Source organism: Bacillus gobiensis (assembly GCF_001278705.1).
GTDB classification, from domain to species: Bacteria; Bacillota; Bacilli; order Bacillales; family Bacillaceae; genus Bacillus; species Bacillus gobiensis.
This window is the reverse complement of sequence record NZ_CP012600.1, coordinates 333,611-354,747: the sequence shown is the minus strand read 5'-3', so window position 1 is coordinate 354,747 and position 21,137 is coordinate 333,611. Positions and strand designations below refer to the sequence as shown.

The following is a 21,137-nucleotide window of genomic DNA, read 5'->3' as shown; positions in this document are numbered from 1 at the left end:
CCCTCTTAAAATGTTTTTAAGCGCATTTCTTTAAAATCTTGCATTTTTGTAATATCATCCAACAACCACCGGGCTAACTCTCGTTTTTCAGGAGTGACAACTTGAATAACGACTGGTTGTTTAACATCGGATTCCGAAGGCTGGCTAGATGGGAGTGGAGATGTCGCAGCTCCTCTCAAATCCAACATTTCTGGACCTTCTTCCCCGACCATTGCCATTCCTGGCGAAAGTGTTACACCACCGCTTGCAAGCATCGGAATGTTCCAGTTGCGTAGGATCGCTTCTGTTTCCGGATTCGGGATGACCTTAGCTCCCTGAGGTAGATGCACCAATTCAGGTCCCTCTTCTCCAACAACCGAAAGTCCACCAGGAGCATTCCTTGTACCTTTTGCAAAGAAAGGCAATGCTGCCCTCATTCCTGCCGTTACTCCTTCCCAAATCGCTGCTAGGGTTACTTTTTTCTTCACGGATTTTCTGACTTTTTCGTTAAGATCATCTGCTTTTCCGTTATCATCAACGTCTACGTTTTTATTTACGTCTTTACCCAATTCACCGGTAAGGCTGGATGCCTTGCCGGTCCCTTCGTCAATCTTCCTGTTCACAGACTGTTGCTCGCCTTGTATGTTTCGAATTTCACCCTTCGCACTTTGGTATAGGCCTAATGCGCTACTTAAATTATTTAATTCCGTCTGCTGGGCCTTATTTAATCCGCTCTGTTCCCGTTTGGCGTTGTTTAATTCATTGATTCGGTTTTGAGTTTTTTCTATAGCTTGATCTAGCTGGGCGATACCTTCTGCACCGGACGCGTTAATGCCCACTTGCTCCAAATGTAGATTAATCATCTTGTCATAAAGCTCTTGGGTCTTCCCGATTTCTTCTTCCGATTTCGTCACACTGTTTTGTTTTTCAGCGACCTCATCGGCAAGCAGAGAAATTTTATTATTTTGTTGATTCAAAAGGAGTTCTGCGTTTGCAATTTCATCAATTGTCTTTTCTGCTTCTAAATCCTTTCCGGCGTTCAGCTCGTTTTGAGCCTGGATTTTCAAATCTGCAAGACGCTTTTCGGTTTCATCTCGAGCCTGCCTGACCTCGTCTCTTTCTGCTTCTTTCTCACGTAATTCATCCAACGCATTGATGTAATTCCGGATGTTCTCGGTCAAATTCGCCTCAGCTTTAATTCGTTGGTTCTCTAATTCGAGCGCAATATTTTCCCTTAGTTTCTCGTTAGCTTCACCGAGTGCGTCTCTGTTTCCAATAATCGAATTTCCGTGGTCAGAAAGGACGGTGTCAGCGTCAGGTACCTTATCAATAAGTTGATCATTCAACGAGAGCATTTCGCTCATTTCTTCATTGGACAATCCAGATTTTTCACGGAGCCTGTCCGCCTCATCAGTTAGACTTTTAATTTCTTCAGCTGATTTGGCAAATTCAAGCTCACTCTGAATGTCTTTAAAACGGAGGAGCTCATCGTTGGAAAGCTGATTTTTCTCTCTCAAAACATCGTATTTGCCGGTCAATCCTTCCAGCTCATGCTGCTGATTGATCATTGATTCCGCATGCTCTAGGTTTACTTCTTTAGATTTATTCATCGAGTCCGCAATAGCGAAACCGGCCGCAGTTGCCAGCCCAAGACCGGTTACGACTAAGCCGATCGGACCTGTCATCGCACCCAACGCTACCGTGAGAGCCCCAAAGCCGGAAATCGCCCCGCCAACAACGGTTAGCCCGACACCAAGGGCGGCCGTTACGCCGGCAATCCCGGTTGCAACAAGAGCAGTAGTAGCGATAGTATTCTGTGTCTCCTTGTCCAGGCTGTTAAACCAATCCGTTGCATCCTGGACACCGGCAACCACCTTATCGAGGGTTGGGAGGAGAGCATTCCCAAGAGAGATCGCTGCAGTTTCCACGGATCCTTTCAGCTGTTCCAATCGCCCTTTTACGTTATTAAGCTTTTCAGCTGCCACGTCGGCAGATTTCACTTTTCCCATAGCCGTAGCCATGTTGTTGATTCCATTCGCGCCTTCTTTGTAAAGGATGTTAGCCGCACGAATAGCGTCCGTTCCGAACATTGTTTTTAAAGCCATCTGACGTTGCTCATCAGTAAGACCTTTCAACTTGTCTTTTAATAGTTGAGAGATATCTGCTAAGGACTTAACGTGTCCTTCCGAATCATAAAAAAGGCTATTTCCTTTTTCGGTAATAAGCCCTAAATCTCTCATTTGATTTGTCGCTTCTTTAGTCGACGGGGACAAATTCAGTAACATGGTTTTAAGTGAAGTACCTGCATCGGAACCTTTTAACCCGTTCTGTGAAAATGCCGCAAGGGCAGCTGTAGTATCCTCAAATGTTAAACCTATCCCGCTTGCAACAGCTGAGACGGCTGAGAGCCCGAATTTCATCTCGGAAACGGACGTAGCCGAAGCATTGGCTGCTCCAGCTAATAGGTCAGCCGCTTGCATGACAGATAAGTTGTCATCCTTAAACGCATTTAGCGCAGTAGAAGCTATTTCCGCAGCGTCTGCAAGCTCAAGCTCACCAGCTGTTGCAAGAGATAGGGCGCCGTCTAACCCGCCGTTAATGATGTCGGTTGTCTGAACGCCGGCTTTGATCAGCTCTTCAATACCTTGTGCAGCTTCAGTAGCAGAGTATTTGGTTTTTGCGCCCATCGTAACGGCCAACTTTTCAAGCTCTCCTCCAAACTCTTTTGCTTCGTCTGGAGCCATGACAGATTTGACAGATGACATTTGAGATTCAAAATCCATAGCGCTTTTGGCTGCAATAGCTAGCCCTCCACCAATTGCGGCTGTAGCGATTCCGAAGGATTGCGAAATATCCGCGCCGGTTGACTGCATACGCCCGCCAACCCGCTGCATGTTTTCTCCTGTGTCGTTTAGACTTGTCCGAAGCCGACGAAATGAGTTCGACTGCTCATTAATCTGCCGGTTCACAGCCTCTAACCGCTGTTCCATTCTGCGCATTGAAGTAAGCGCGCGGTTATAGGCAGATGCTGCACGGATGGTTTCTGTCGCGTCTTCACCTTTCGTTCGTTTGCTCTCATCATACCTACGTCGAAGCTCTTCAACTTTTTGTTGATGGACGCCAAGCGACCGTGTCAAAACGCCTGATTGTCGGCCAAGTGCTTCTAAACTATTATCAAATCGGGCAGATCCTGCTGTTATTGCCCTGAATTCATTGTCGAGTGCTCTTAAACGAGCATTTGCATTCTTCATGCCTCGAGTAAAATCAATATCTTCTAAACCGAGACTAATACGTAGTGCCCCGACTTCTGCCATTTTGTCACCTCCTTATAACCACGAGACTTGATCGGCGTAAACAAGTACTTCATCTTCTTCATCCTCGGAAAGAAGATCAAATAAAAAAAAGATGTCCGATTCATCAATTTGCGTAAGTGACCATCCTTGTTTCACAAGATCGCGATAAAGTTTTTTATTCGTCTTATGCATTTCCGAAAACGTTACTTTTTTCCGTTTCCCTCAGCATCACCTTCGGTTGGTACAAAAAGACCGTCGATTGTACTCATCACTTGGTCATACGGTACACCGGCGTAAAACTCTTCTAGGCTAAATTTATCGCCAAACGCAAACACTACAAGTTCGGCAAATTCGTCTAACTCTTCCGGTTTTAAATCACTTAGGTTTTCTGTTTTTGCACGTAGTTCAATGAACTTTCTCCACACCAAACCGTTGACGAAAGGAATTGAGAAAGTTTTTTCTTCGCCATTGATTAATATAGTTAAATTTTTCAAGTGTATTCCTCCTTTGAAAATGTAAAAAGAGACGGAGAAACCGCCTCTACATTAGACTTATGGTGTAGTTTCAGGTGCAGGTGGGGTTGGTTTGTAAACAGAATCAAACCAAGTGTCGGCAATTGGATTCTCAACTTTCCCAGGGGCATCTAAATGAGCACGCCATTTCCCATCATCGCGGGGCATAAATTTACCGGAAATCGTTGGTGTTTGGAATTCTGTGCTACCGCCTCTTGTATTGTGGGTCAAAGCAGGAGGCTGGAATTTCCCTTTGTAATAGCAGTAGTAGCGAAAGCCTCCCTGTTCAAACGGCAATCGGAACAATAGTGCCCCATAAGGAGCGACGTCATCCACGGAATCCTCAATGACACCGTCAGTATTTTTGGTTGTACCCATAAGCAGGTCATATTCATCAGCTGGTAAATCTTTTGGGTTGATCTGAACATCGATATCCCCAAGCGCACTTGCAACGTTAACAGCCCGGTCATCCGCATACAATGTGGTAACTGTATAGTTAGGTGTGACTGTTGCCGAGATAGCTTCAGACAGCTTGACAGGAGTCTCGTATGTCCCATCATCTTTAAATTTAGCGAAATGCATATCTCTAAGTCCGATTGTTGGCATTCTTATTCCTCCTTCTTTATTGAACAAAATGAAAACGGAGCACCTTGTGATAAAATTCGGTGTCCGTTTCGTAAAATTCGGTTTCAAATGTGCGTGAAAAACCAGTTTCTATTAGTAAAGCTTTTACTTGTTTCACTAGATTGCTGTAGTTTCCTGTGCTAAAAATATCAACCTGAATGGAGTACGAAGAATTCAATTCTCTATCATCCCCGTGTAACGCACCGGATTGATTGTACTCAAAAAACTTGATATAGGTTGGAGGATTCCCGTCTGATTCAAGCAGGGTTAGGAACCGAACAGGGAAGCCTGTAGGTTTAAGCGTGTTAATAATCAAAGAGTTTAAGCTCATAAACCTAAATTCCTTCTGATTTCTGCAGCCATTTCATCTCTTATGGTTCTTCTTTCACTCTCTAGAGTAGGGCCGTATACAGGACGGGCTGCCATTTTCGATGTCCCGAATTCATGAAAATAACCGTAAAAAGCATCCCCCTGCTGATCTGCACCAACATCGACTTTGTTATTTTTAATGTCAGACACAATGATGTTATCGCGCCAATTCCCAGTGACCACAGGTACGTTTTCTTTTAGCTTACCTTTCAAATAATTCCCGCCGGCTTTAAGAGCCTTTTCTTTTGTTCGGCCTTCGAGCTGCTGTCCCATCTCGGTAAACTCAGAAAGTAGTTGGTTAAGCCCATCAACTTGTGCACTCACTGAACCGCCTCCTTACAAACAACGGTGAGGGTCTTCCTGACTTCATCGTCTGGCAAAATCGCCTCTATCTCAAAAATTCTGTCCTGGTATTTTACTCGCATATCCTCTGATAACCCATTTCGATATCGGATAATAAATCTGGTTGTGCGTTCGTTTTGCGTGGCAGATGCCTCGTGATATTCACGGCCGCTAACCGTCTTAGCCATAGCCCAGGCTTTCATCACATCAGCCCACTGACCGTCTGGTAGAGGGAAGCCTTCTTCATCAACAGCTCCAGGGTTTATTTGTTGAAAGATGATCCTGTGTCTAAATTTACCTGGATTCATGTTGATGGCTCACCCTCTTCAAAACAATGCTGCAGCTGTGTGATCAAGCTCTGCAAACCAAAAGCGAGTTTATCTCCGTTACCAATTGGTTCTCGGTTTTCATACCAGTGGATAGTCAACATTTTCACAGCTAATTTGGCCATCTCATCATCTGGATTAAGTAAACATCCAGCATTTTTAAGATATTTTTCTGCTGCACTGACAAGAGCTCCTACATCCTCATCTTCTTCAGTGAAATCCTCTTCAATCCTTAGATACCTTTTTGCTTCATTCACAGTAATCAAACGATCTCCTCCTTAACGGAGAGGGGGCATAACCCCCAATTAATTCATAATTCCTGCAGCTTTAAGTTTAGCCAGAAGGTTATTAAAATCATTTTTCAATCCTGCTGCATCTGTTGCTGTACTGTCAGCCTGAGTTGCTGCTTTTGATGCTGATAGCTTGCCGTTTAGCGTTGTCTGCAGGCTTGTGATGTCCGAAATATTGTGGGTATGGGAAGATGGAGTAAATGCGGAAGGCTTCCCCTGGACATCTTCCCAGGACACTGCCCCACCCAACTTAATTTCTTGGCCGTCTTTAGTGATCTTTCCTGAGCCATTAATAGAAAGTTCACCTTCCACTACCCACTTATCCGGCTTCCTATAATTTTTAGTAGAACGGTCGCTCATTGCCCATCCTCCTTATTTTTATACTGTTACTTCAACTTCCCCTTTAATAACAGCTTCCGTATCAACGGTTTTAATGTCTAAACGTTCTCTTACTTTTACGCCTGTTAAATCTTTACCCCATAGATCCCCGGCTTCTGTAGAAAACTCGATAGACAAAGTTTCACGGTCAAAAATTGTGATAGCTTCTTTAAAGTCACCAAGATAGAAAGGATATTTATATCCTGTTGGTGCTTCAGGATCGCCTACAGTAGCAGATTTTAGCACCTTGTTAGATACCACTTTCAGAGGGTACGTACCAAACAACAATTTTTGAGTAGCATTAGTTGGGTTCGGCTGAAGAATATATTTTCCGTCCCCGTCTTTTTGTTTGTCTAACCAGTTGAATCCATCTTGGTTCGTAAGCACACCGGAAGAGACTGCAATAGCTGGATCGAGCGTTACGTTAAATACATCTTTAAAATCATCGATATCCGCTAAAACTTTCGTCTTAGATCCTCCAAAACTAGCATCAAGCTCAGCAAGGATCATAAAATTACGTGTAACCCTAGCTTTTTTCTGGATCCAACTTGTAAGGTAACTGATAATTGCTTCCGATGTGTCTTGTGTGAGCTCACGGGTTAACTTAAGGATGCCGCCTTTTTTCAATACTTTGTAAGCAATATTGCGGAACTTAGGTGTTTCGGCATCAGGGAATTGTGCTGCCTCATCCACGTTATCAAACGGAACATGATCAGCTGTAACTTCCAACACACGAGAACCGCTTAAAGTGGAAACCGGCTCAACATTAACCAGTGGTTCAAGAGCATCAAGAGCACGACGAAATTCTTTAACCTGCGTTCGAATATCCTGAGGAACAGTCAGACCGCCATCTGATTCACCCTCAGCGTTTGGATCAGCCTCAGTCATCATATTGTAAATTTCCATATCATCCTCATTAACGGCTTTCTTCAAAAGGGAAGCCTTGATGATATTAACAAAAGCCCCATGCTGAGATTCCTCATTGTTAACAGGCTTTTTGACTTTATTTTTGACTGCTGCCTTTTCTTGCTCCTCCTGTTCATCAAATAAATCCTTAGCAAGATCAAATTTATTTTGCAGCTTTACCAGTTCTTCCTTTACTGCTTTTGCCTCCTCAACTTTATCTTCAGCAATCAATTTTTTAGCTTCAGTTTTTTTAGCGTTAATCTCATTCAACATTTTTAATAATTCTGGATTCACGATGTAGCCTCCTTAAATTTTGAAATAAAAAATAGAATTAGATTAAATCCAATTCCAATAATAGTTTTTCTTTTTCTGTTTTCTGATTGTCCACTAAGTTTTCGGGTGCCCATGTCTGTTCCTGTGCTTTTTTAAAGTTCAGCAAGCGTTTCATGGACTCATTTGCACTGTTTTGTATGGCAAATCGATTAAAAGAGAAATTGACTACCTCTTCTGCTTCCTGTTCCTGATACAGGACTCCATCAGCAAATCCTTGTTTAACAGCAACATTTGCAGACATCCAGGTTTCATCATCCATCATGGCGGATATTTTCGCCTTAGACCTTCTCGTTTTGACCATATATGCATTAATGATAGTCTCCTTTACCGTGTCTAAGACATCCGCAGTTTTTCTTAACTCTCTCATGTCTCCTTGTGCGGTAGTAAGTGGATTGTGAATCATCATGACACTAACCGGCGACATGAGTATCTCATCTCCAGCCATGGCGATGACACTTGCAGCTGACATAGCCTTCCCATCAATTTTAGTTGTGACCTTGCCTTTATGTTCTTTAAGGGCATTATAAATACCGGCTGCGGCAAACACATCTCCGCCGTATGAGTCTATCCAAACCGTAATATCCTTTTCGTTATAATGAGCAAGCTCATCTTTAAAAATGTTCGGAGCAGTAGCTTCAATACCAAACCACTCATATAACCACACATCCTCATCGCTTACGATGTCTCCCTCAATTCTCAATTCAACGGTTTCAGCTTGATCTGGTGTCGCAGCATTTACGCTGAAATTCCAAAACCTCTTCATGTTTGATCACCCCCTTTATCGTACTGCTTTCCAACATCGGTGGCTGGAATATAATTGCCGTTTACCATTAACACATCCCCACCCTCAGCAATAGGTAAATTTAACAATTCTCTTGCCTCGTTTGGCTTATAAATGCCATTATTCACACCTGAAGCCAACGTATCCATTTGCGTTTTGCTATCAGTACGAAGAATTACTTTCTCGTTGAATTTAAAAAAGAAGCCCTGCTCGACTTCTTCTGGTGTAAGAATCTTATAATTGATCTCCTCTTCATATTGCTTTAGGATAAACAACTCGGTGTCCACATAAAAAGAGAGCTGCTGCATTTCTGAATTTGCATAGCTCGACTTTTCATAATCATTAATCTGATTTGGTTTAATTCCAAAAGCGCCGGCGATCTGAAGAGCGCTGAATTTTTTCAACTCGAAGAATTGACTATCCGTTAACTTGATATCTAATGGTATCAGTTTCATTCCAAGCGGAACAGGAATAATTTTTCCGCTATTTTCTGATCCATTTGCAAACTGCTCAAAACCTGCAACAAGCTTTTTCTTTGCATCTTCGTTTAAATCTCCAGTATATTCTAATGCGGCTTTAGCAGTAAGCCCGCTTTTATACAAGTTATTCATAAAATTCTGGCTCTCGAGTCCGCCCTCAACTGTAGATTTTAGAATGTCTTTTACAGGTACCCCTAGTACCCCATCAAAGCTATATGAGGTCTTAAAGTGTAACACTTCATCTGAACGCAATGTATATCGTTCGCCACTATATTTATCCGTATAGACATACCAGATTTGCCCTTTAGCACCAAAGTATCCGGCATCGTCAATGTAGACTTGAACACTTTCTGTAGGCATAACCCACATGTCTTGTATTTCATAGCTGCCACCGAACCTCTGAGGCTTAAAGACTTTTCTAAGCCAAACATACGCATTCCCATTATGATTTCTATTTTGCTCTACTGCCGCCCAAAAAATGGATGGTGTCATTACCGGATTAGGCCTCAGTTTTAATAGCTTATGAGCTGCATTTGAATTTGCTTTTTCAATACCTTTTTCCGTTTCCTGATAATACTTTAATGGCATTTTTCCAAGCGTCTCAGATAACATCTTAAGGCAGGTGAAATATGTGACCTCGCTGAGCATATTCTTAGAAGTCTTGCTAATCCCTAGCCACTCTAAAAGTGTTTCGCTCTGCATATCTGCAGCTTGTGGAGCTGGGGAAAGCATGTTTTTAAATTTTTGATACATCCTACTGAAAAAATTCAAATTCTCACCTCCCTCACCATCCCATCATTTTGAGATATTCTTCCGCTGATTCATTGATATCAATATTATTTTCTTTATTCATTAATACGATTTTATGGGCATCAATGATCGCATCGATCGGGTCGATTCGTTTAATGCGGTAGTTCTTATCGATCTTACATTCTCCAAAACTATTCCACGTTAATTTTGCATTTGTTACGCTCCAAGTCAAAAGACCGTTTACCTCGTGATAGAGGATATTGCCGGCATCAACTTCAAGTTTAAAATCCTCTGTTGCCTGGTGAAGACTCTTGGCACTTTGAACAATTTCAATGCAATCGCAACCGAATTCTTCAAGATCAACCAGGAACGTATCCGCATTATGTGGATCATACGCGATTGCTTTAAATTTCAGATCGTATTCCTCTTTAAGTTTTTTCAAGTGTTGAACGATGTACTTATAGTCAGTTTTCACACCGCCTATCGTCTCTGTGACTGTTAACAATCCTTCCTTAAGCCAAATGTCATAAGGAGCCTTGTCAGTCTGTATATGTTCCATCAGGCGCATTTTAGGTATGAATGAATGCGAATAGATAAAATATTTTTGTTGATCATTGAATCTAACAGGAAACTCTAGCGCCAATGAAGTTAAATCGCCTCCGCTTGATAAATCCAACCCGACAACACATTCATTCCCTCGCATGTCTTCAAGGGTTAATTCGGTAGCACACTTTTTCCAATTTTCGATATTGATATAATCATCATCAGTTAATTGGAACCAGGCGTTAATCCGTTTTGTTAAAAAGTCACGTAGCTCTTCGCCACCGATTCTTTTTGCCTTGGCTGCGATATCCTTCATTCGGTCCACACCGTCAGAATCTGCACACACTAGAGGATTGGCTTTTATCCAGTTTTCTGAATCCCAAATATCATCATCTTTATCCAGCTGAGCGATGTAAACAAATTGGGTCTCATTCGAAAATGCGCCTTCTAAAAGTTTGCAGCAGTCGTTATACAACTCATAACATGGACTGTTTAAATCAAAACCAGCTGTTGTTATGACGCTAATAAGTGACTGTTTGAGCTTCCCAGTACCGCCTTCCAAAAGCTTATACATTTGGTTGTCTTTGTGGGCGTGGTATTCGTCCACGATGCCGAGGTAGGGGCGAAAGCCATCAATCGATTTAGTATCTCTTCCGAGAGCTCGCACTGTTGAATGAGTCAGATTGCTAATAATCGTACTTTCATAGTCTTTGATTTTGAATAATTCCTCAAGATCAGGATCCGCATTGATGAATTTCACAATCTCATTAAAGACGATCTTTGCCTGATCGGACTTGGTCGCTGTACAGTAAATCTGTGCGTAATTGTACCCATCAAATCCGCTGCAGTACGTTCCAAGAATGCCATTTAGCAAGGACTTACCATTCTGTCGGCCAAGTTGAATATAACTGTTACGAAAACGGCGATATCCGGTTTCTTTATCAACCCAACCAAAAAGACTTCCAAGTATAAATGCCTGGAAGTCTGCGAGTTGTAATTGTTCCTTACCTTCTCCCTCTGCAATCACAAGGGTTTCAGCAAATTCGTTAATCCGATTAGCTTTTTCCTCATCGAAACTATAACGGAACGAAGCCAAGTTTTCACTTTCAAGATCATGTAAATGCCTTTCACAAGCTAGTCTTGCATACTTACCAGTGACAATTCTGCCCTCAACGACATCAAGAGCATATTGTGTAACGCGATTCATGGACCAAACTTACTAAATTTATTCTTCGGTTTCTCATCTTGTTGCTTAGGAACAACAAGTTTACACCGAGAGCTTATAGTTAATCCTAAATCACTGGCAGAAGCCCTGGCTTGTTTGAAGAGCTTTTCTTGTATTTTTAAAAGATCCATGTATCTCGCACCAATTGACTTCATTTTCATCAGCTTGATGCTTACTTTTTGGTATTGATTTTCAGCCACAATGAATCGAGCGAGGGCTTCACAGTCCAAATTCGTCATGATATCGATGGCTAATAGCTCTTCGGAAATACGATCGAATTCCGCTTTCAATTCATCGGGCAAATAAGAAGGCGCCTCGACTTTATCAGCCGGCGCCCGAACTTCTTTGGCTTTTCGATCTTCAATTTCACTCTTGGTCAAATGTTTTTTACCTTTCACCACAAGTAAACCTGCCGGTTGTCTTGGTCTACCCATTGGGTGCCCTCCTTTCACCCTAATGTATCTATGTATTGTTCACGCAGTAAAATAGCATTTTTAGAGAATTCTTTGTAATTTAAGTCAGCAGCTAAATTCATTACAAAATGAAAATAATCATCAGGAAGATCTTCATTTAAACCGTAAAAACTACCCAGAAAATCAACTTCAAAATGTAATCCGAATTTTTTGTTGTATTCCTTTACTTTCTTTTCGAGATAATCTGTACACTTAATCATAGATTGAGAGAAACCGTAAGGACCCTCAATTATTACTCCGTATTCCTGCAGATCACTCAGAATTTCCTTAGCATACTTATCCAAACAGTAGTCGATAGCATCTTCAATTGTTTCACGCATAAGAATTCTTACCCCCATTTATATAATCGAAGTTTCTCTATAATTGTATATAAATGGATTTACATAGTCAAAAAATTTTCATTTAGGGAGTTTTTGCGAGAGAAAGGGCCCACCTGCGACCCCATAGGCTTTATCTCGTACTTTTTTGGTACCCCCTACTTGCCAAATCCATTCCATTTTTCCACCAATTGCTGAAGCTCTCGTTGGGTTCGCTCTTGATCCTTCTCGTACATCTTGTGAATCTTCTCATGCACACTGTTTGTCAGTGGGATGAGGTTATATAAATGCAGCCTCATATTCCAATCATCTTTGATTGGCATAATATGATGGAACACATCATAAGGTACGATACGATCATAGATGTAGTACGAATAAAGACACAGTCCTTTATACTTTGAATCCAAGAATTGCTTCATCTGTTTCCATCCACGAGAGTTATAGAATCGTTGCTCTTTATTGTCGGTACGTTTAGCTTTGTATATCTTATGTCTTTGCTTCTGCTGCTCATTATACTTTGTCTGGCAACTTTCACAGTATTGAGAGCTTACATTAATTAAGGTGCTACATCTAGGACAAAGTTTCTTTAGTGTCATTTAGTTCACCTCTTCCAAATTGATTCCAGAAGAGAAGATCATCTTAGGATCGCAACAGTGACATAGACCATGTTGTGACCGGAAGTATGAATCTCTGCATTTCTTCCATGCTGTTGATTTATAGAATTTCTTGGCATATGGTTTCACACTCTTACGCCCTTCTTTTTTCAAAAAATAATAAGACACCCAATTTATTTGAGTGTCTGTCTATCTCTCTTATCAATATGTTCTCTAAAACCAAATGGTAATTTGGAATAAAAATCATTAACTCTTTTTGGTTTAGTTATAAACTCCTCAGATATAACATTCAATAAGTCAAACAGGTATGTTATATCTTCTTTGTTCTCACTTAGATCTAATTCACCAGGATGAACACCTTTATTTCCATAATACCTAATTGCGTCTAGTCCTTTTTGTATAATGTCGGAAGCACCATTTGTTACTAACGTACTGATTTTTTTGTTTAGATTCCCTTGATAACCCTCTAATTCAAGAAATTTTTCAATTGCTAATCTTAATAAAGCTGCTGAAGATCTAGGAGATAAATTAAATACACTAGCAGCTTCTTGATATAGCGTTTTAATCTCTTCAGGTAAGTCATCATTAGGCTCAGGAACTTCTCCATAGTTTGGATAAACTAATTTTCCTTTGACCCACATATAAGAATCCTCACATATTGTACAAACCGATATCACTTGCCGTTCTGCAATTATTCTAGCTAAATCTACTGGTAAAATAGAATGCAAATATACTAATTCCTTATTCCCTTCCATATCCTCCTGAATATGAAAATGTTCTTGTTCACAATAGGTTTTACATAATGGACAATTATAAATATCCTTATGAAGATCTGGAAGACTTTCTCTTTTCATATGCTCACTCTCCTTATCGATTCTATTCGACAGGGAGGTGCAAATTTCCTACTTCAATAACTTATTAATCCCCAAGCATTCCCACCCCTATGCTAACTAACGACAGGGATTATTTTTGCCCCAATTAAAGCAATAGAAAAGCACCCTCAAAAAGGGATGCTTGTTATTTCATTTTATTGATAATATCTTGAAATACTCTTTTTTCTTCCGGGTTCATTTGTTCTTCATGTCTTCTATGAGCTTCTAAAGCCATTTCCCTATCCATCACTTCTAATTCTGAAGGACTAAAATTAACAGAAATAATCTCATTCCATGTATCAAATTCAATTTTCGAAAAACGAACATATTCCTCACTTTTAAGAAATTGAACTTTTCTTTTGGTATCCTCCACAAAGTTACTAGATATTTCTAACTCATTTTTATTTATTCTTTCAAGTAAAGATTCATTATTATAAATATGTTCTTCCCTCTTAACAATCAGGTCATTAAAGTAATTTTTGATTAAAAAGATTATTCCATTAACTAAAAACTCTTCAAAAATACTTTCATTTCTTTGAAGGTATTCAATACGTTTTTTTAACGTACTTAATGGATTATTTTGATAATCTTCTGCTTTATATTCCTCACTACCTAATTGTAATAAAGCTAAACTAACCAATCCTGATAATGGAGTAATTCTTTCTTCTCCAACTTTTTTATTCCATTCTTGTAATGAACTTATTAATTTTTCTATATATATCATATTTCCGCCTCCTTACGTCCTATAATTCGACAAAAAGAGATTTTATCCTGCTTCTTGCAAATAAAAATCATCCACTATGTGAGTGTCCCATTCTACTTATTTAATAACTTTAAATATCTGTAATACCTGCAATAGAGTTAAGGTGAATATGGCAATGTTTAAAATGATTACCGGTAACTTAATTAATATATTGCGATTTAGAAAATCAGTTAAAAATATCAATTTAATAACACTTCGTAAAGCTGCATAAATAGCAAGTAACATAAGCAGAGTTACTACTATATGAACGAACCAATTTGCAAAGAAATACAGCAATAAAAATATTATTATACCTAAGAAAAGACCAACAACCATATCCATTAATGCACTTTTTATCTCTTCGTTTGAGCTTATCCTCAAATTAGTTAATTCTACCGTGAAGCCCATAATTCCGATTAACCCAAAAATTATACCAATGGAACGAGTAACTATTTGATTACCAATAAAATCCGGAATGAAGTATAGAACAATTGATGTTATTAAAAAAGATAAGAATAAGGCGGTACCTTCAATTAATTTTTTCTTAGATTCATCCATTCTAAATTTCCCACTCCTATATATGTTATTGGAGTAATACGAATTTTGAGTTAAGTAAAGGATTAGATTTTTATTTTTGTATTCTCCCCATCCTTAAGTAGCTAATGTATATATAAACTATCTCTTTTTGAAAAGAATAATTTTTATTTACCATTTCCCCTCACCTAAATCTTCATAGCCTTCTTCTATATATTCCATACGTGCATCTTCCATACGCATTTCAGCGTACCATTCTCCCATATCTGATTCATAATCTTCCCTTGTATATTCAAACCTTGCTTCATCAATCTTTTCTTCAAGATTATTAATATGAATTACTAAAAAATTAATTGATTCTTCATAACAATATTTCAATTTTTCAACTAATTCATCTAATTCACCTTCGTTAAGTTCAATTTCATAATGCATAAGTTGATTTCTAATTTTGTTTATATAATATATAGTAGCTTTTAAAGAATCAGGAATTTCAATATCACATAAAAATTCTACTCTTTTTAGCGCTTCTTCTAATGTGACTGTATGTAGAGATGGATTTATTTCAAAAACATTTTTTGCTCCCTTTTTCTTCATATCTTCTTTAGCTTTTTGATAAGATTTAATATCTGAAAACATTAATGCAGGACTTGCACTCTTTAATATTAGCTTAAATAATATTTCTAAACCATGATTAAGATATATAACTACATCTTTAAGATTATGATTAGCACCTTCTTGTAGATCACTAATTTTTTCTAAGCAACTGAAGGCACCTTTTAAAGAGTCAGCTCCATTATCTAATAAAGAAAATTTCATCTTATATTATCTCCTTTCATCCAATCCATTATGGAAGAAAGTTATTAAAAGCACAATCTCTATCGTTCGTCAAATTATGACAAATTACCTATTATTACCCCATAGCATAAATATAATCATGCAATCCACAATACTCCGAGAGGATGGCCAAGTAATATAAAAAGAAATAGGTTTCAATTCTGTAAAAAAACGTCCTCCTTTTGGAGAACGCATGTCCGTTTTATTGACCTACTATCATATTACCTTATTAAAAACAAAATGGTCTGCTTACTTTCTGCAATTATTCTGCCTTTCATCTGCCAAAATTTATATACAAAAAAACATTCCAAAAAGAATGTTTTAAAAAATTAATCATTATGTAAAGATCCATATCTTTTAATTGCATTTTCTTTAATTATTTTAAATTGCGTATGATCTATTAACTCACATTTGTAGAAGTGTTCTATAATTTCATGCAGTCTCTTAGAATATTCCACTTGACTTTCATTAGGTAATTCCGCACTCTCATCATCAACATCATCTACTAAAAGGTTATATTTTTCCTGTATAAAAGTATAGAGATTTTTACCTTCTCTAAGTGGTTTAAGTTCATTTAACGTAAAGGATATTATAGGAATCTTTTCACTATACATTATTTTCTTCCTTTTTCCTTCTCCGTATCTCCAACCGTATCCGCCCATGCCATTTATAGAAATGAATATACCAAACCTAGAACCTCTATCAGGAATAATTTCTGCTAACTTTGTTACCATTCCTACATCTATTGATTTTGACTTGTAATTTTTGCACTCGCAGATAATTTTAAGACCAATACATTCTTTTATAAATGTAGGTAACGCTTTATCACTTAACTTTGTCTCAATATCAGTCTCATTATCTCCTCTTTTATTTTTTTTGACTTCCACTACACCACTGAATCTTTCAAATAGGAATACAGCAAGATCTTCAAGGACTCTTCCTTTTTTCCAATTTAAATTGGTTGGCCAATCTTTACTCTCTTCAACTACTTTAACATGCTGATCGAATTCTTGAATTGTTGCACTATCTACATTCACAGGCTTCCAAATAATATTGTCAAATTCATCTCCAGAATTTTCACACTGTTCTAATAATGTTTGAAGAAGTGTAAATTGTTCTAAATTCATTTTATTCATCAATTGTAAATACCTCTCTTAAATCCAACCTTTGCATTTTTCCAATCAAGAGGAGCACCACAATGAACACAAAATTCGTCTTTAGATTCATAATATTCTTGAAGAGAATTAAACCAGAGAGAATGAGAGTATTCCTCATTTAGACAACCTACTCTTATAATTAATTGAAGCTTTTTTTCCTTAAACAATTCGATTAGAATTTGCTCTGCAAAGTCAACTTGAATTGAAGTGACCAAAGCGAGTTTATTCTTTGTTAAAACATCACTTGGCCTCAGGGAAAGAAGTTCCTTCTTCACTCCTAATATGACGCTCGGCGGCAACTTGTATTTTTGTTCGATATTCGTTAAGTCTACGGATAACAATGTTTACCACCTCCTCTTCAATAAAAGTATTGGTTCCTCTTATTAAATATGCGTCAGTACCTTGTTCGACCAAGAATTTGTACATTCTGTCATTTGTTTTAAGGTTAACGCCTAATAAATCAATATCTCCATCCTGTCTAGATCTTCTCGCTGCTTGGGCAGCTGGTCCAATTTTAAAACCTTCTTCAGTTGATTCTACACTAATTATGTGTGTGATACCATCGGATCTTTGCTTGAAAATTGTTAAAGAATTTTCTTTTTCCTCTTCTACAGAGTAAATCTCAAATAACTGTGATTCAAAAGAAATCTGAATATCTTGTATAAGGCGACTAATAAGCGCTGGTTCATTGATTGTATCAACTCCAGCTTGTTTTAGGACTTCTGCAGCAAATTCTTCAATCATTTCTTGAGCATTAAAAGAAGCTGCAGTTATTTTAGGATTATTATGGCTTGTTGCTTCCTCTGCAAATTTATAAAGTGCTTGGGGAATCCAATTAGGGGCAACAATTAAAACACCTCCAATATATTCTTGGACTTTGTTAAAAACCATATTTGCTATAGGTGTCCAATCAAACCGTTCTTTCCTTACACCATTTACATGTTGAAGATTACTCGTAGGATTAAAAATCACTTTTACATCATTGGAATTATCAAAAAAAACACAATGACTAAAAAATACCTTCTTAAAAACTCTTGTTGATCCATCAGCTCTAGAACCAGTAACTTCACATGGAGAGACAAAAGAGAATGTATATGTACCTGCATTTTCATTCCGATGAATTCCAACCAATGTAATATCTGTTAAATTAGGCATTACAGAATTTAAGTCTTCGGACTCATTATGCGGATTGATGTCCCATAACCTTAGTTTTATATATTTATTTCTGCTCACATATAAATTATTTAACAAACCATCTTGAATTTTTTCTTGAAGATTGTAGACGAAGGAATAATTATTACCATCTTTTTGATGTAATGCTAACCACTCATCCATTGCTGTCTCGGACATTATTGATCCTATAAAACCTTCATCGGTAACTGCTTCGTGTAAAACCTTAGACATTTCGTCACGCGATTGTTTCCTAGGCAGTTTATATTGATCAAAAAGTAATAGATAATGTTTATATTGAGTATATTTTTCTAAGGTTTTAAAAATATTATCCCAATTCATCCCAGTGTTCCCCTCTCAGTTTATTATCATACTTATTATGCCAAAAAACACGGGGGAAAAGTATTGTTTTTTTTTCAAAATTACCCATATCTTATATTGTGTTGAATTCACTAAAAGGCTGAAAGCCTTGATACACATATTCTCACAGCAATACCACAAAATGAATTACACATCTGTTTTTTATGGTGAACTAGATATAACAGCAAAAAACAAAGCCCATCCGTTTATTGGCGATGAGCCTAAATTTTGAAGCCTTTCATTGCTTTGTCCATGCTGTCCTGATTGATACCAATGTACCTCAAGGTGATGTTAGGGCTAGAATGATTGAATATCTCCTGCAGCATAGCCACATCTTTTGTCTGAAGGTAAAAGTGATAGCCAAACGTCTTGCGCAGCGTATGAGTGCCAATTCCGTCCAAATTAACGTATTCTGCGGCAGCTCGAAGAATTTTATATGCTTGGCTACGACCAATCGGTTTATTCACACCTTCTCGGCTTTTAAAGAGGTATTCATGGTCCTCCTTACCTTTAATAAAAGCATTCAATTCTTTCTTTAAAGAAGAAGTGATTTGGATTCTTTTTTGCTTACGCGTCTTTAATTCACGAATATCAAAATATGGCTTTTTGGCGTCTTTCACTTTTAATGGAAGAATATCCGAAATCCTAAGACCTGAGTTAATCCCAGTAACAAAAAGCATATAATTTCTTTCGCTTTGTTCTCTTAAAAATCGTTTCATATAAAAAAGATGCTCTGGATCCCGAATCGGCTGCACAAAATTCATTTAATTCACCCCCTCATGTTCTATATAAACTTCCTCTTTCAAAGCAAAGGCAAGCTTATAAAAAGCGCGGGATTTAATCCGATAATATTTCCTTTCCGACATGCCTAACTCATAGTAAATCTCATAATCAAAATATTCTTCTTGGTCCATGTATCGTTTGATGATGATTGAACGTTCGTTGAGCGAAAGACGATTGACGGCCTGCTGCATCCGTTTCAAAAATTTGTCCCGTTGCCTCTGGTGATCAACATTTTTTGTTGCTGCATCTTCAGTAGAGGAATGGAATTCGTTAGTAATTGATGGAGCAACCATGGTGTAACTGGAAGTGATTTTTGGCAAAAAATCCAAATCCACCTGCAGTAACAAAATGCGGTATCTTTCCAGCAAGGATTCAACCTTTTGACGGGTAGCATCTCGATTTATCTCAGGTAAAACAAATGCAAGTTGACTCATTTCACACCATTCCTTTTCTGTTTAATAGCACCTTTGTATCTCTTGTAAGTCGGACGATTAACACCCATCAGTTCTTCAATGTCTTTTCGAGAAAGACACTCTTCTTTTTTCTTCTTCTTTTCCTTTTCTTTCATCACAATCTCCCCTTTTTATGAAAAGAAAAAGGACACCAATTAAGCACAGAAAATCTGTGTCTTAATCAGTATCCTCAGGACTTCCCTATTGGACCTATTGATCTAGTTTGTTCACGAACTATTCACTAAGAAAAATTAAACGATGGTCTTTATCTAAACACTTATCGGAATCGCAATATGTTAGTTTTTCTCCTTCAGTTTGTTACTCCGCACCGCATTCAACGCATGCATATTTGTAGATAATTTTTTCTTCCACGATTAATTCCTCCTTTGCAATTTGTGTCCACATATACACGAACTGTTCACTACCCAATATTAAATTTCTTCAAGGCTTTATGGAAAACGTACTCTTCACCAGTTAATCGTTTATACCAAGACCGGTTTGTTAAATAGACTTCTGGAAGCAACCCTTCTCGCTTGTCTTTTGATGTATCCCAAGCAACTAAATTACGAGCAATAACCTCTGCTAATTGCTTTTTCTGCTTTTCTAAATCTTCAATTATTCCGTCATAATAACTTTCTTCAACTAACAAAACATCACCGACATTTGGGTAATCCATTCGTTCCCACAAAGACTTGTCATCCTTAATATAAAAAGCTAAATCCTTCATTTTCATTCCTCCATTTACTTCGCAATTTGTGTCTACTTTTCTTTAAAGCAATGATCCGTCAATGATTAACAAAGAATGTTTAGGATCTCTAAAATCTTTTAATATCTCTGAAGGAGGCACTAACTTTTTATTTTCACCAGGCGCTTGACTAAATCGGACTAAAGCATAATCCTCTGGAACTTCCTTAATTTCTTCTATATCTTCCAGGTCTGCAACAGTAGCATTATATTGCAATTTTGCATCTTCTCTATCTTTAGCTTTTAACAATGCATAATAAGGATCTAATACTTCAAAATATTTCATTAGCTCCGACTCCTTTTTTTAAATATGTTGCACTTACTCATCCAACCAACCCCGGCAGAATCAATACAGCTAAAAGCGCCACAGCCCCGGCGCCAGCGCATGCTGCTGTTAGAGTCTTTTCCCTTTTCGCCATGACCACGTCATTTGTCACAACCAAATCCTTATTTCTTTCAGCCAAAGCGACAACATATTCTGCAGGAACTTTATATTTCTTTGACAAGTAGTCTATTGTCAGCACCTGATTCTTAGATGCAAGAACAGAATGTTTAATTTGAGTTTACAAAGGGATCATTCAGGATCACCTTCCATTTCTGCCAAGTCAACTAGCAATTGACCATTGAAGCAGAGAATATTTTCTGTTGCCTCACCGACAAAATCTTCATTTTCTAGTTCATCATGCACTTTTTTGAAGTACGATCTGTATATTTCCAGTTCTTTTTTAGCCTGCTGCAGATGTGCATTTAATTTATTATTTTCCTTAATCCACAACGTTCCTAGATCGTTTAAAATTGAAGAAGCTGATTTGAGTTTTTCGGCTTTTTCAGCTTTCTCAACAAGATGATCAAAAGACTCTTTCCTGATTTCTACAATGTACGAATCCTCAAATATCGTTGTACGGATGCTGGCTTCATTAATGATTTCCTGTAATTTATCAGACAAGTCTCTTCT

Annotated in this window: 28 protein-coding genes and 1 pseudogene; all 29 read right to left on the bottom strand. The window is 38.1% G+C overall.

Annotated elements, in window-relative coordinates:
* Window positions 1-5: 5 nt before the first annotated feature.
* Window positions 6-3,293 (bottom strand): phage tail tape measure protein, encoded by a 3,288-nt coding sequence (locus AM592_RS01765; RefSeq protein ID WP_053602180.1) that lies wholly within the window; start codon window positions 3,291-3,293, stop codon window positions 6-8.
* 182 nt (window positions 3,294-3,475) lie between these two features.
* Window positions 3,476-3,766, bottom strand: coding sequence for a phage tail assembly chaperone G (gene gpG, locus AM592_RS01760; RefSeq protein ID WP_053602179.1), 291 nt, complete (start codon window positions 3,764-3,766; stop codon window positions 3,476-3,478).
* Between the two features lie 57 nt (window positions 3,767-3,823).
* Window positions 3,824-4,390, bottom strand: a complete 567-nt coding sequence (locus tag AM592_RS01755; RefSeq protein WP_053602178.1) for a major tail protein — start codon at window positions 4,388-4,390, stop codon at window positions 3,824-3,826.
* Window positions 4,391-4,406: 16 nt separating this feature from the next.
* Window positions 4,407-4,739 (bottom strand): hypothetical protein, encoded by a 333-nt coding sequence (locus AM592_RS01750; protein ID WP_053602177.1) that lies wholly within the window; start codon window positions 4,737-4,739, stop codon window positions 4,407-4,409.
* On the bottom strand, window positions 4,736-5,101 hold the full coding sequence (locus AM592_RS01745) for an HK97-gp10 family putative phage morphogenesis protein (RefSeq protein WP_053602176.1): 366 nt from the start codon (window positions 5,099-5,101) through the stop codon (window positions 4,736-4,738). Before AM592_RS01745 ends, AM592_RS01750 begins: the two co-directional genes overlap by 4 nt.
* The gene (locus tag AM592_RS01740; protein WP_053602175.1) at window positions 5,098-5,427 is read right to left on the bottom strand and encodes a phage head closure protein; all 330 of its coding nucleotides are present in this window, start codon (window positions 5,425-5,427) and stop codon (window positions 5,098-5,100) included. Before AM592_RS01740 ends, AM592_RS01745 begins: the two co-directional genes overlap by 4 nt.
* Entirely contained in the window at window positions 5,424-5,702 is a 279-nt protein-coding gene (locus AM592_RS01735; RefSeq protein WP_318773059.1) for a head-tail connector protein, read from the bottom strand. Before AM592_RS01735 ends, AM592_RS01740 begins: the two co-directional genes overlap by 4 nt.
* A 48-nt stretch (window positions 5,703-5,750) precedes the next feature.
* On the bottom strand, window positions 5,751-6,095 hold the full coding sequence (locus tag AM592_RS01730; RefSeq protein ID WP_053602173.1) for a head fiber protein: 345 nt from the start codon (window positions 6,093-6,095) through the stop codon (window positions 5,751-5,753).
* Window positions 6,096-6,113: 18 nt separating this feature from the next.
* Complete coding sequence (locus AM592_RS01725; protein WP_098945175.1) at window positions 6,114-7,313, bottom strand: phage major capsid protein; 1,200 nt, start codon at window positions 7,311-7,313, stop codon at window positions 6,114-6,116.
* A gap of 37 nt (window positions 7,314-7,350) precedes the next feature.
* Window positions 7,351-8,115: a head maturation protease, ClpP-related gene (locus tag AM592_RS01720; protein WP_053602172.1), complete on the bottom strand. Its 765-nt coding sequence runs from the start codon at window positions 8,113-8,115 to the stop codon at window positions 7,351-7,353.
* Complete coding sequence (locus AM592_RS01715; protein WP_053605945.1) at window positions 8,112-9,365, bottom strand: phage portal protein; 1,254 nt, start codon at window positions 9,363-9,365, stop codon at window positions 8,112-8,114. The genes AM592_RS01720 and AM592_RS01715 overlap by 4 nt, the downstream gene beginning before the upstream one ends.
* Before the next feature lie 31 nt (window positions 9,366-9,396).
* Complete coding sequence (locus AM592_RS01710; RefSeq protein WP_053602171.1) at window positions 9,397-11,112, bottom strand: terminase large subunit; 1,716 nt, start codon at window positions 11,110-11,112, stop codon at window positions 9,397-9,399.
* Complete coding sequence (locus AM592_RS01705; protein ID WP_053602170.1) at window positions 11,109-11,564, bottom strand: phage terminase small subunit P27 family; 456 nt, start codon at window positions 11,562-11,564, stop codon at window positions 11,109-11,111. The genes AM592_RS01710 and AM592_RS01705 overlap by 4 nt, the downstream gene beginning before the upstream one ends.
* A 14-nt stretch (window positions 11,565-11,578) precedes the next feature.
* Window positions 11,579-11,923, bottom strand: coding sequence for a hypothetical protein (locus AM592_RS01700; RefSeq protein WP_053602169.1), 345 nt, complete (start codon window positions 11,921-11,923; stop codon window positions 11,579-11,581).
* A 155-nt stretch (window positions 11,924-12,078) separates the two neighbouring features.
* Window positions 12,079-12,339, bottom strand: a complete 261-nt coding sequence (locus tag AM592_RS23875; protein WP_148564299.1) for an HNH endonuclease — start codon at window positions 12,337-12,339, stop codon at window positions 12,079-12,081.
* 228 nt (window positions 12,340-12,567) lie between these two features.
* Window positions 12,568-12,663: pseudogene (locus AM592_RS24465) on the bottom strand (HNH endonuclease); the annotation flags it as partial.
* A 44-nt stretch (window positions 12,664-12,707) separates the two neighbouring features.
* Window positions 12,708-13,388: a DUF4145 domain-containing protein gene (locus tag AM592_RS01690; RefSeq protein ID WP_053602167.1), complete on the bottom strand. Its 681-nt coding sequence runs from the start codon at window positions 13,386-13,388 to the stop codon at window positions 12,708-12,710.
* Window positions 13,389-13,551: 163 nt separating this feature from the next.
* Window positions 13,552-14,130: a hypothetical protein gene (locus tag AM592_RS01685; RefSeq protein WP_053602166.1), complete on the bottom strand. Its 579-nt coding sequence runs from the start codon at window positions 14,128-14,130 to the stop codon at window positions 13,552-13,554.
* Window positions 14,131-14,226: 96 nt separating this feature from the next.
* A complete protein-coding gene (locus AM592_RS01680; RefSeq protein ID WP_053602165.1) occupies window positions 14,227-14,706 on the bottom strand; it encodes a hypothetical protein in 480 nt (159 codons plus the stop codon).
* A gap of 147 nt (window positions 14,707-14,853) precedes the next feature.
* Window positions 14,854-15,498 carry a hypothetical protein gene (locus tag AM592_RS01675; protein WP_053602164.1) on the bottom strand — a complete coding sequence of 215 codons (645 nt, stop codon included), beginning with the start codon at window positions 15,496-15,498 and terminating at the stop codon, window positions 14,854-14,856.
* A 347-nt stretch (window positions 15,499-15,845) separates the two neighbouring features.
* Window positions 15,846-16,652, bottom strand: a complete 807-nt coding sequence (locus tag AM592_RS01670; protein ID WP_225970365.1) for a restriction endonuclease — start codon at window positions 16,650-16,652, stop codon at window positions 15,846-15,848.
* 261 nt (window positions 16,653-16,913) lie between these two features.
* Window positions 16,914-18,185, bottom strand: a complete 1,272-nt coding sequence (locus AM592_RS01660) for a hypothetical protein (protein ID WP_053602161.1) — start codon at window positions 18,183-18,185, stop codon at window positions 16,914-16,916.
* 239 nt (window positions 18,186-18,424) lie between these two features.
* On the bottom strand, window positions 18,425-18,967 hold the full coding sequence (locus AM592_RS01655; RefSeq protein ID WP_053602160.1) for a site-specific integrase: 543 nt from the start codon (window positions 18,965-18,967) through the stop codon (window positions 18,425-18,427).
* On the bottom strand, window positions 18,968-19,420 hold the full coding sequence (locus tag AM592_RS01650) for an ArpU family phage packaging/lysis transcriptional regulator (protein WP_053602159.1): 453 nt from the start codon (window positions 19,418-19,420) through the stop codon (window positions 18,968-18,970).
* Entirely contained in the window at window positions 19,417-19,554 is a 138-nt protein-coding gene (locus AM592_RS24280; RefSeq protein WP_192841131.1) for a hypothetical protein, read from the bottom strand. Before AM592_RS24280 ends, AM592_RS01650 begins: the two co-directional genes overlap by 4 nt.
* Before the next feature lie 305 nt (window positions 19,555-19,859).
* A complete protein-coding gene (locus AM592_RS01645) occupies window positions 19,860-20,165 on the bottom strand; it encodes a hypothetical protein (RefSeq protein ID WP_053602158.1) in 306 nt (101 codons plus the stop codon).
* 42 nt (window positions 20,166-20,207) lie between these two features.
* The gene (locus AM592_RS01640) at window positions 20,208-20,468 is read right to left on the bottom strand and encodes a hypothetical protein (RefSeq protein ID WP_053602157.1); all 261 of its coding nucleotides are present in this window, start codon (window positions 20,466-20,468) and stop codon (window positions 20,208-20,210) included.
* A 37-nt stretch (window positions 20,469-20,505) separates the two neighbouring features.
* Window positions 20,506-20,688: a hypothetical protein gene (locus AM592_RS01635; protein ID WP_053602156.1), complete on the bottom strand. Its 183-nt coding sequence runs from the start codon at window positions 20,686-20,688 to the stop codon at window positions 20,506-20,508.
* A 68-nt stretch (window positions 20,689-20,756) separates the two neighbouring features.
* On the bottom strand, window positions 20,757-21,128 hold the full coding sequence (locus tag AM592_RS01630; RefSeq protein WP_053602155.1) for a hypothetical protein: 372 nt from the start codon (window positions 21,126-21,128) through the stop codon (window positions 20,757-20,759).
* Window positions 21,129-21,137 lie beyond the last annotated feature (9 nt).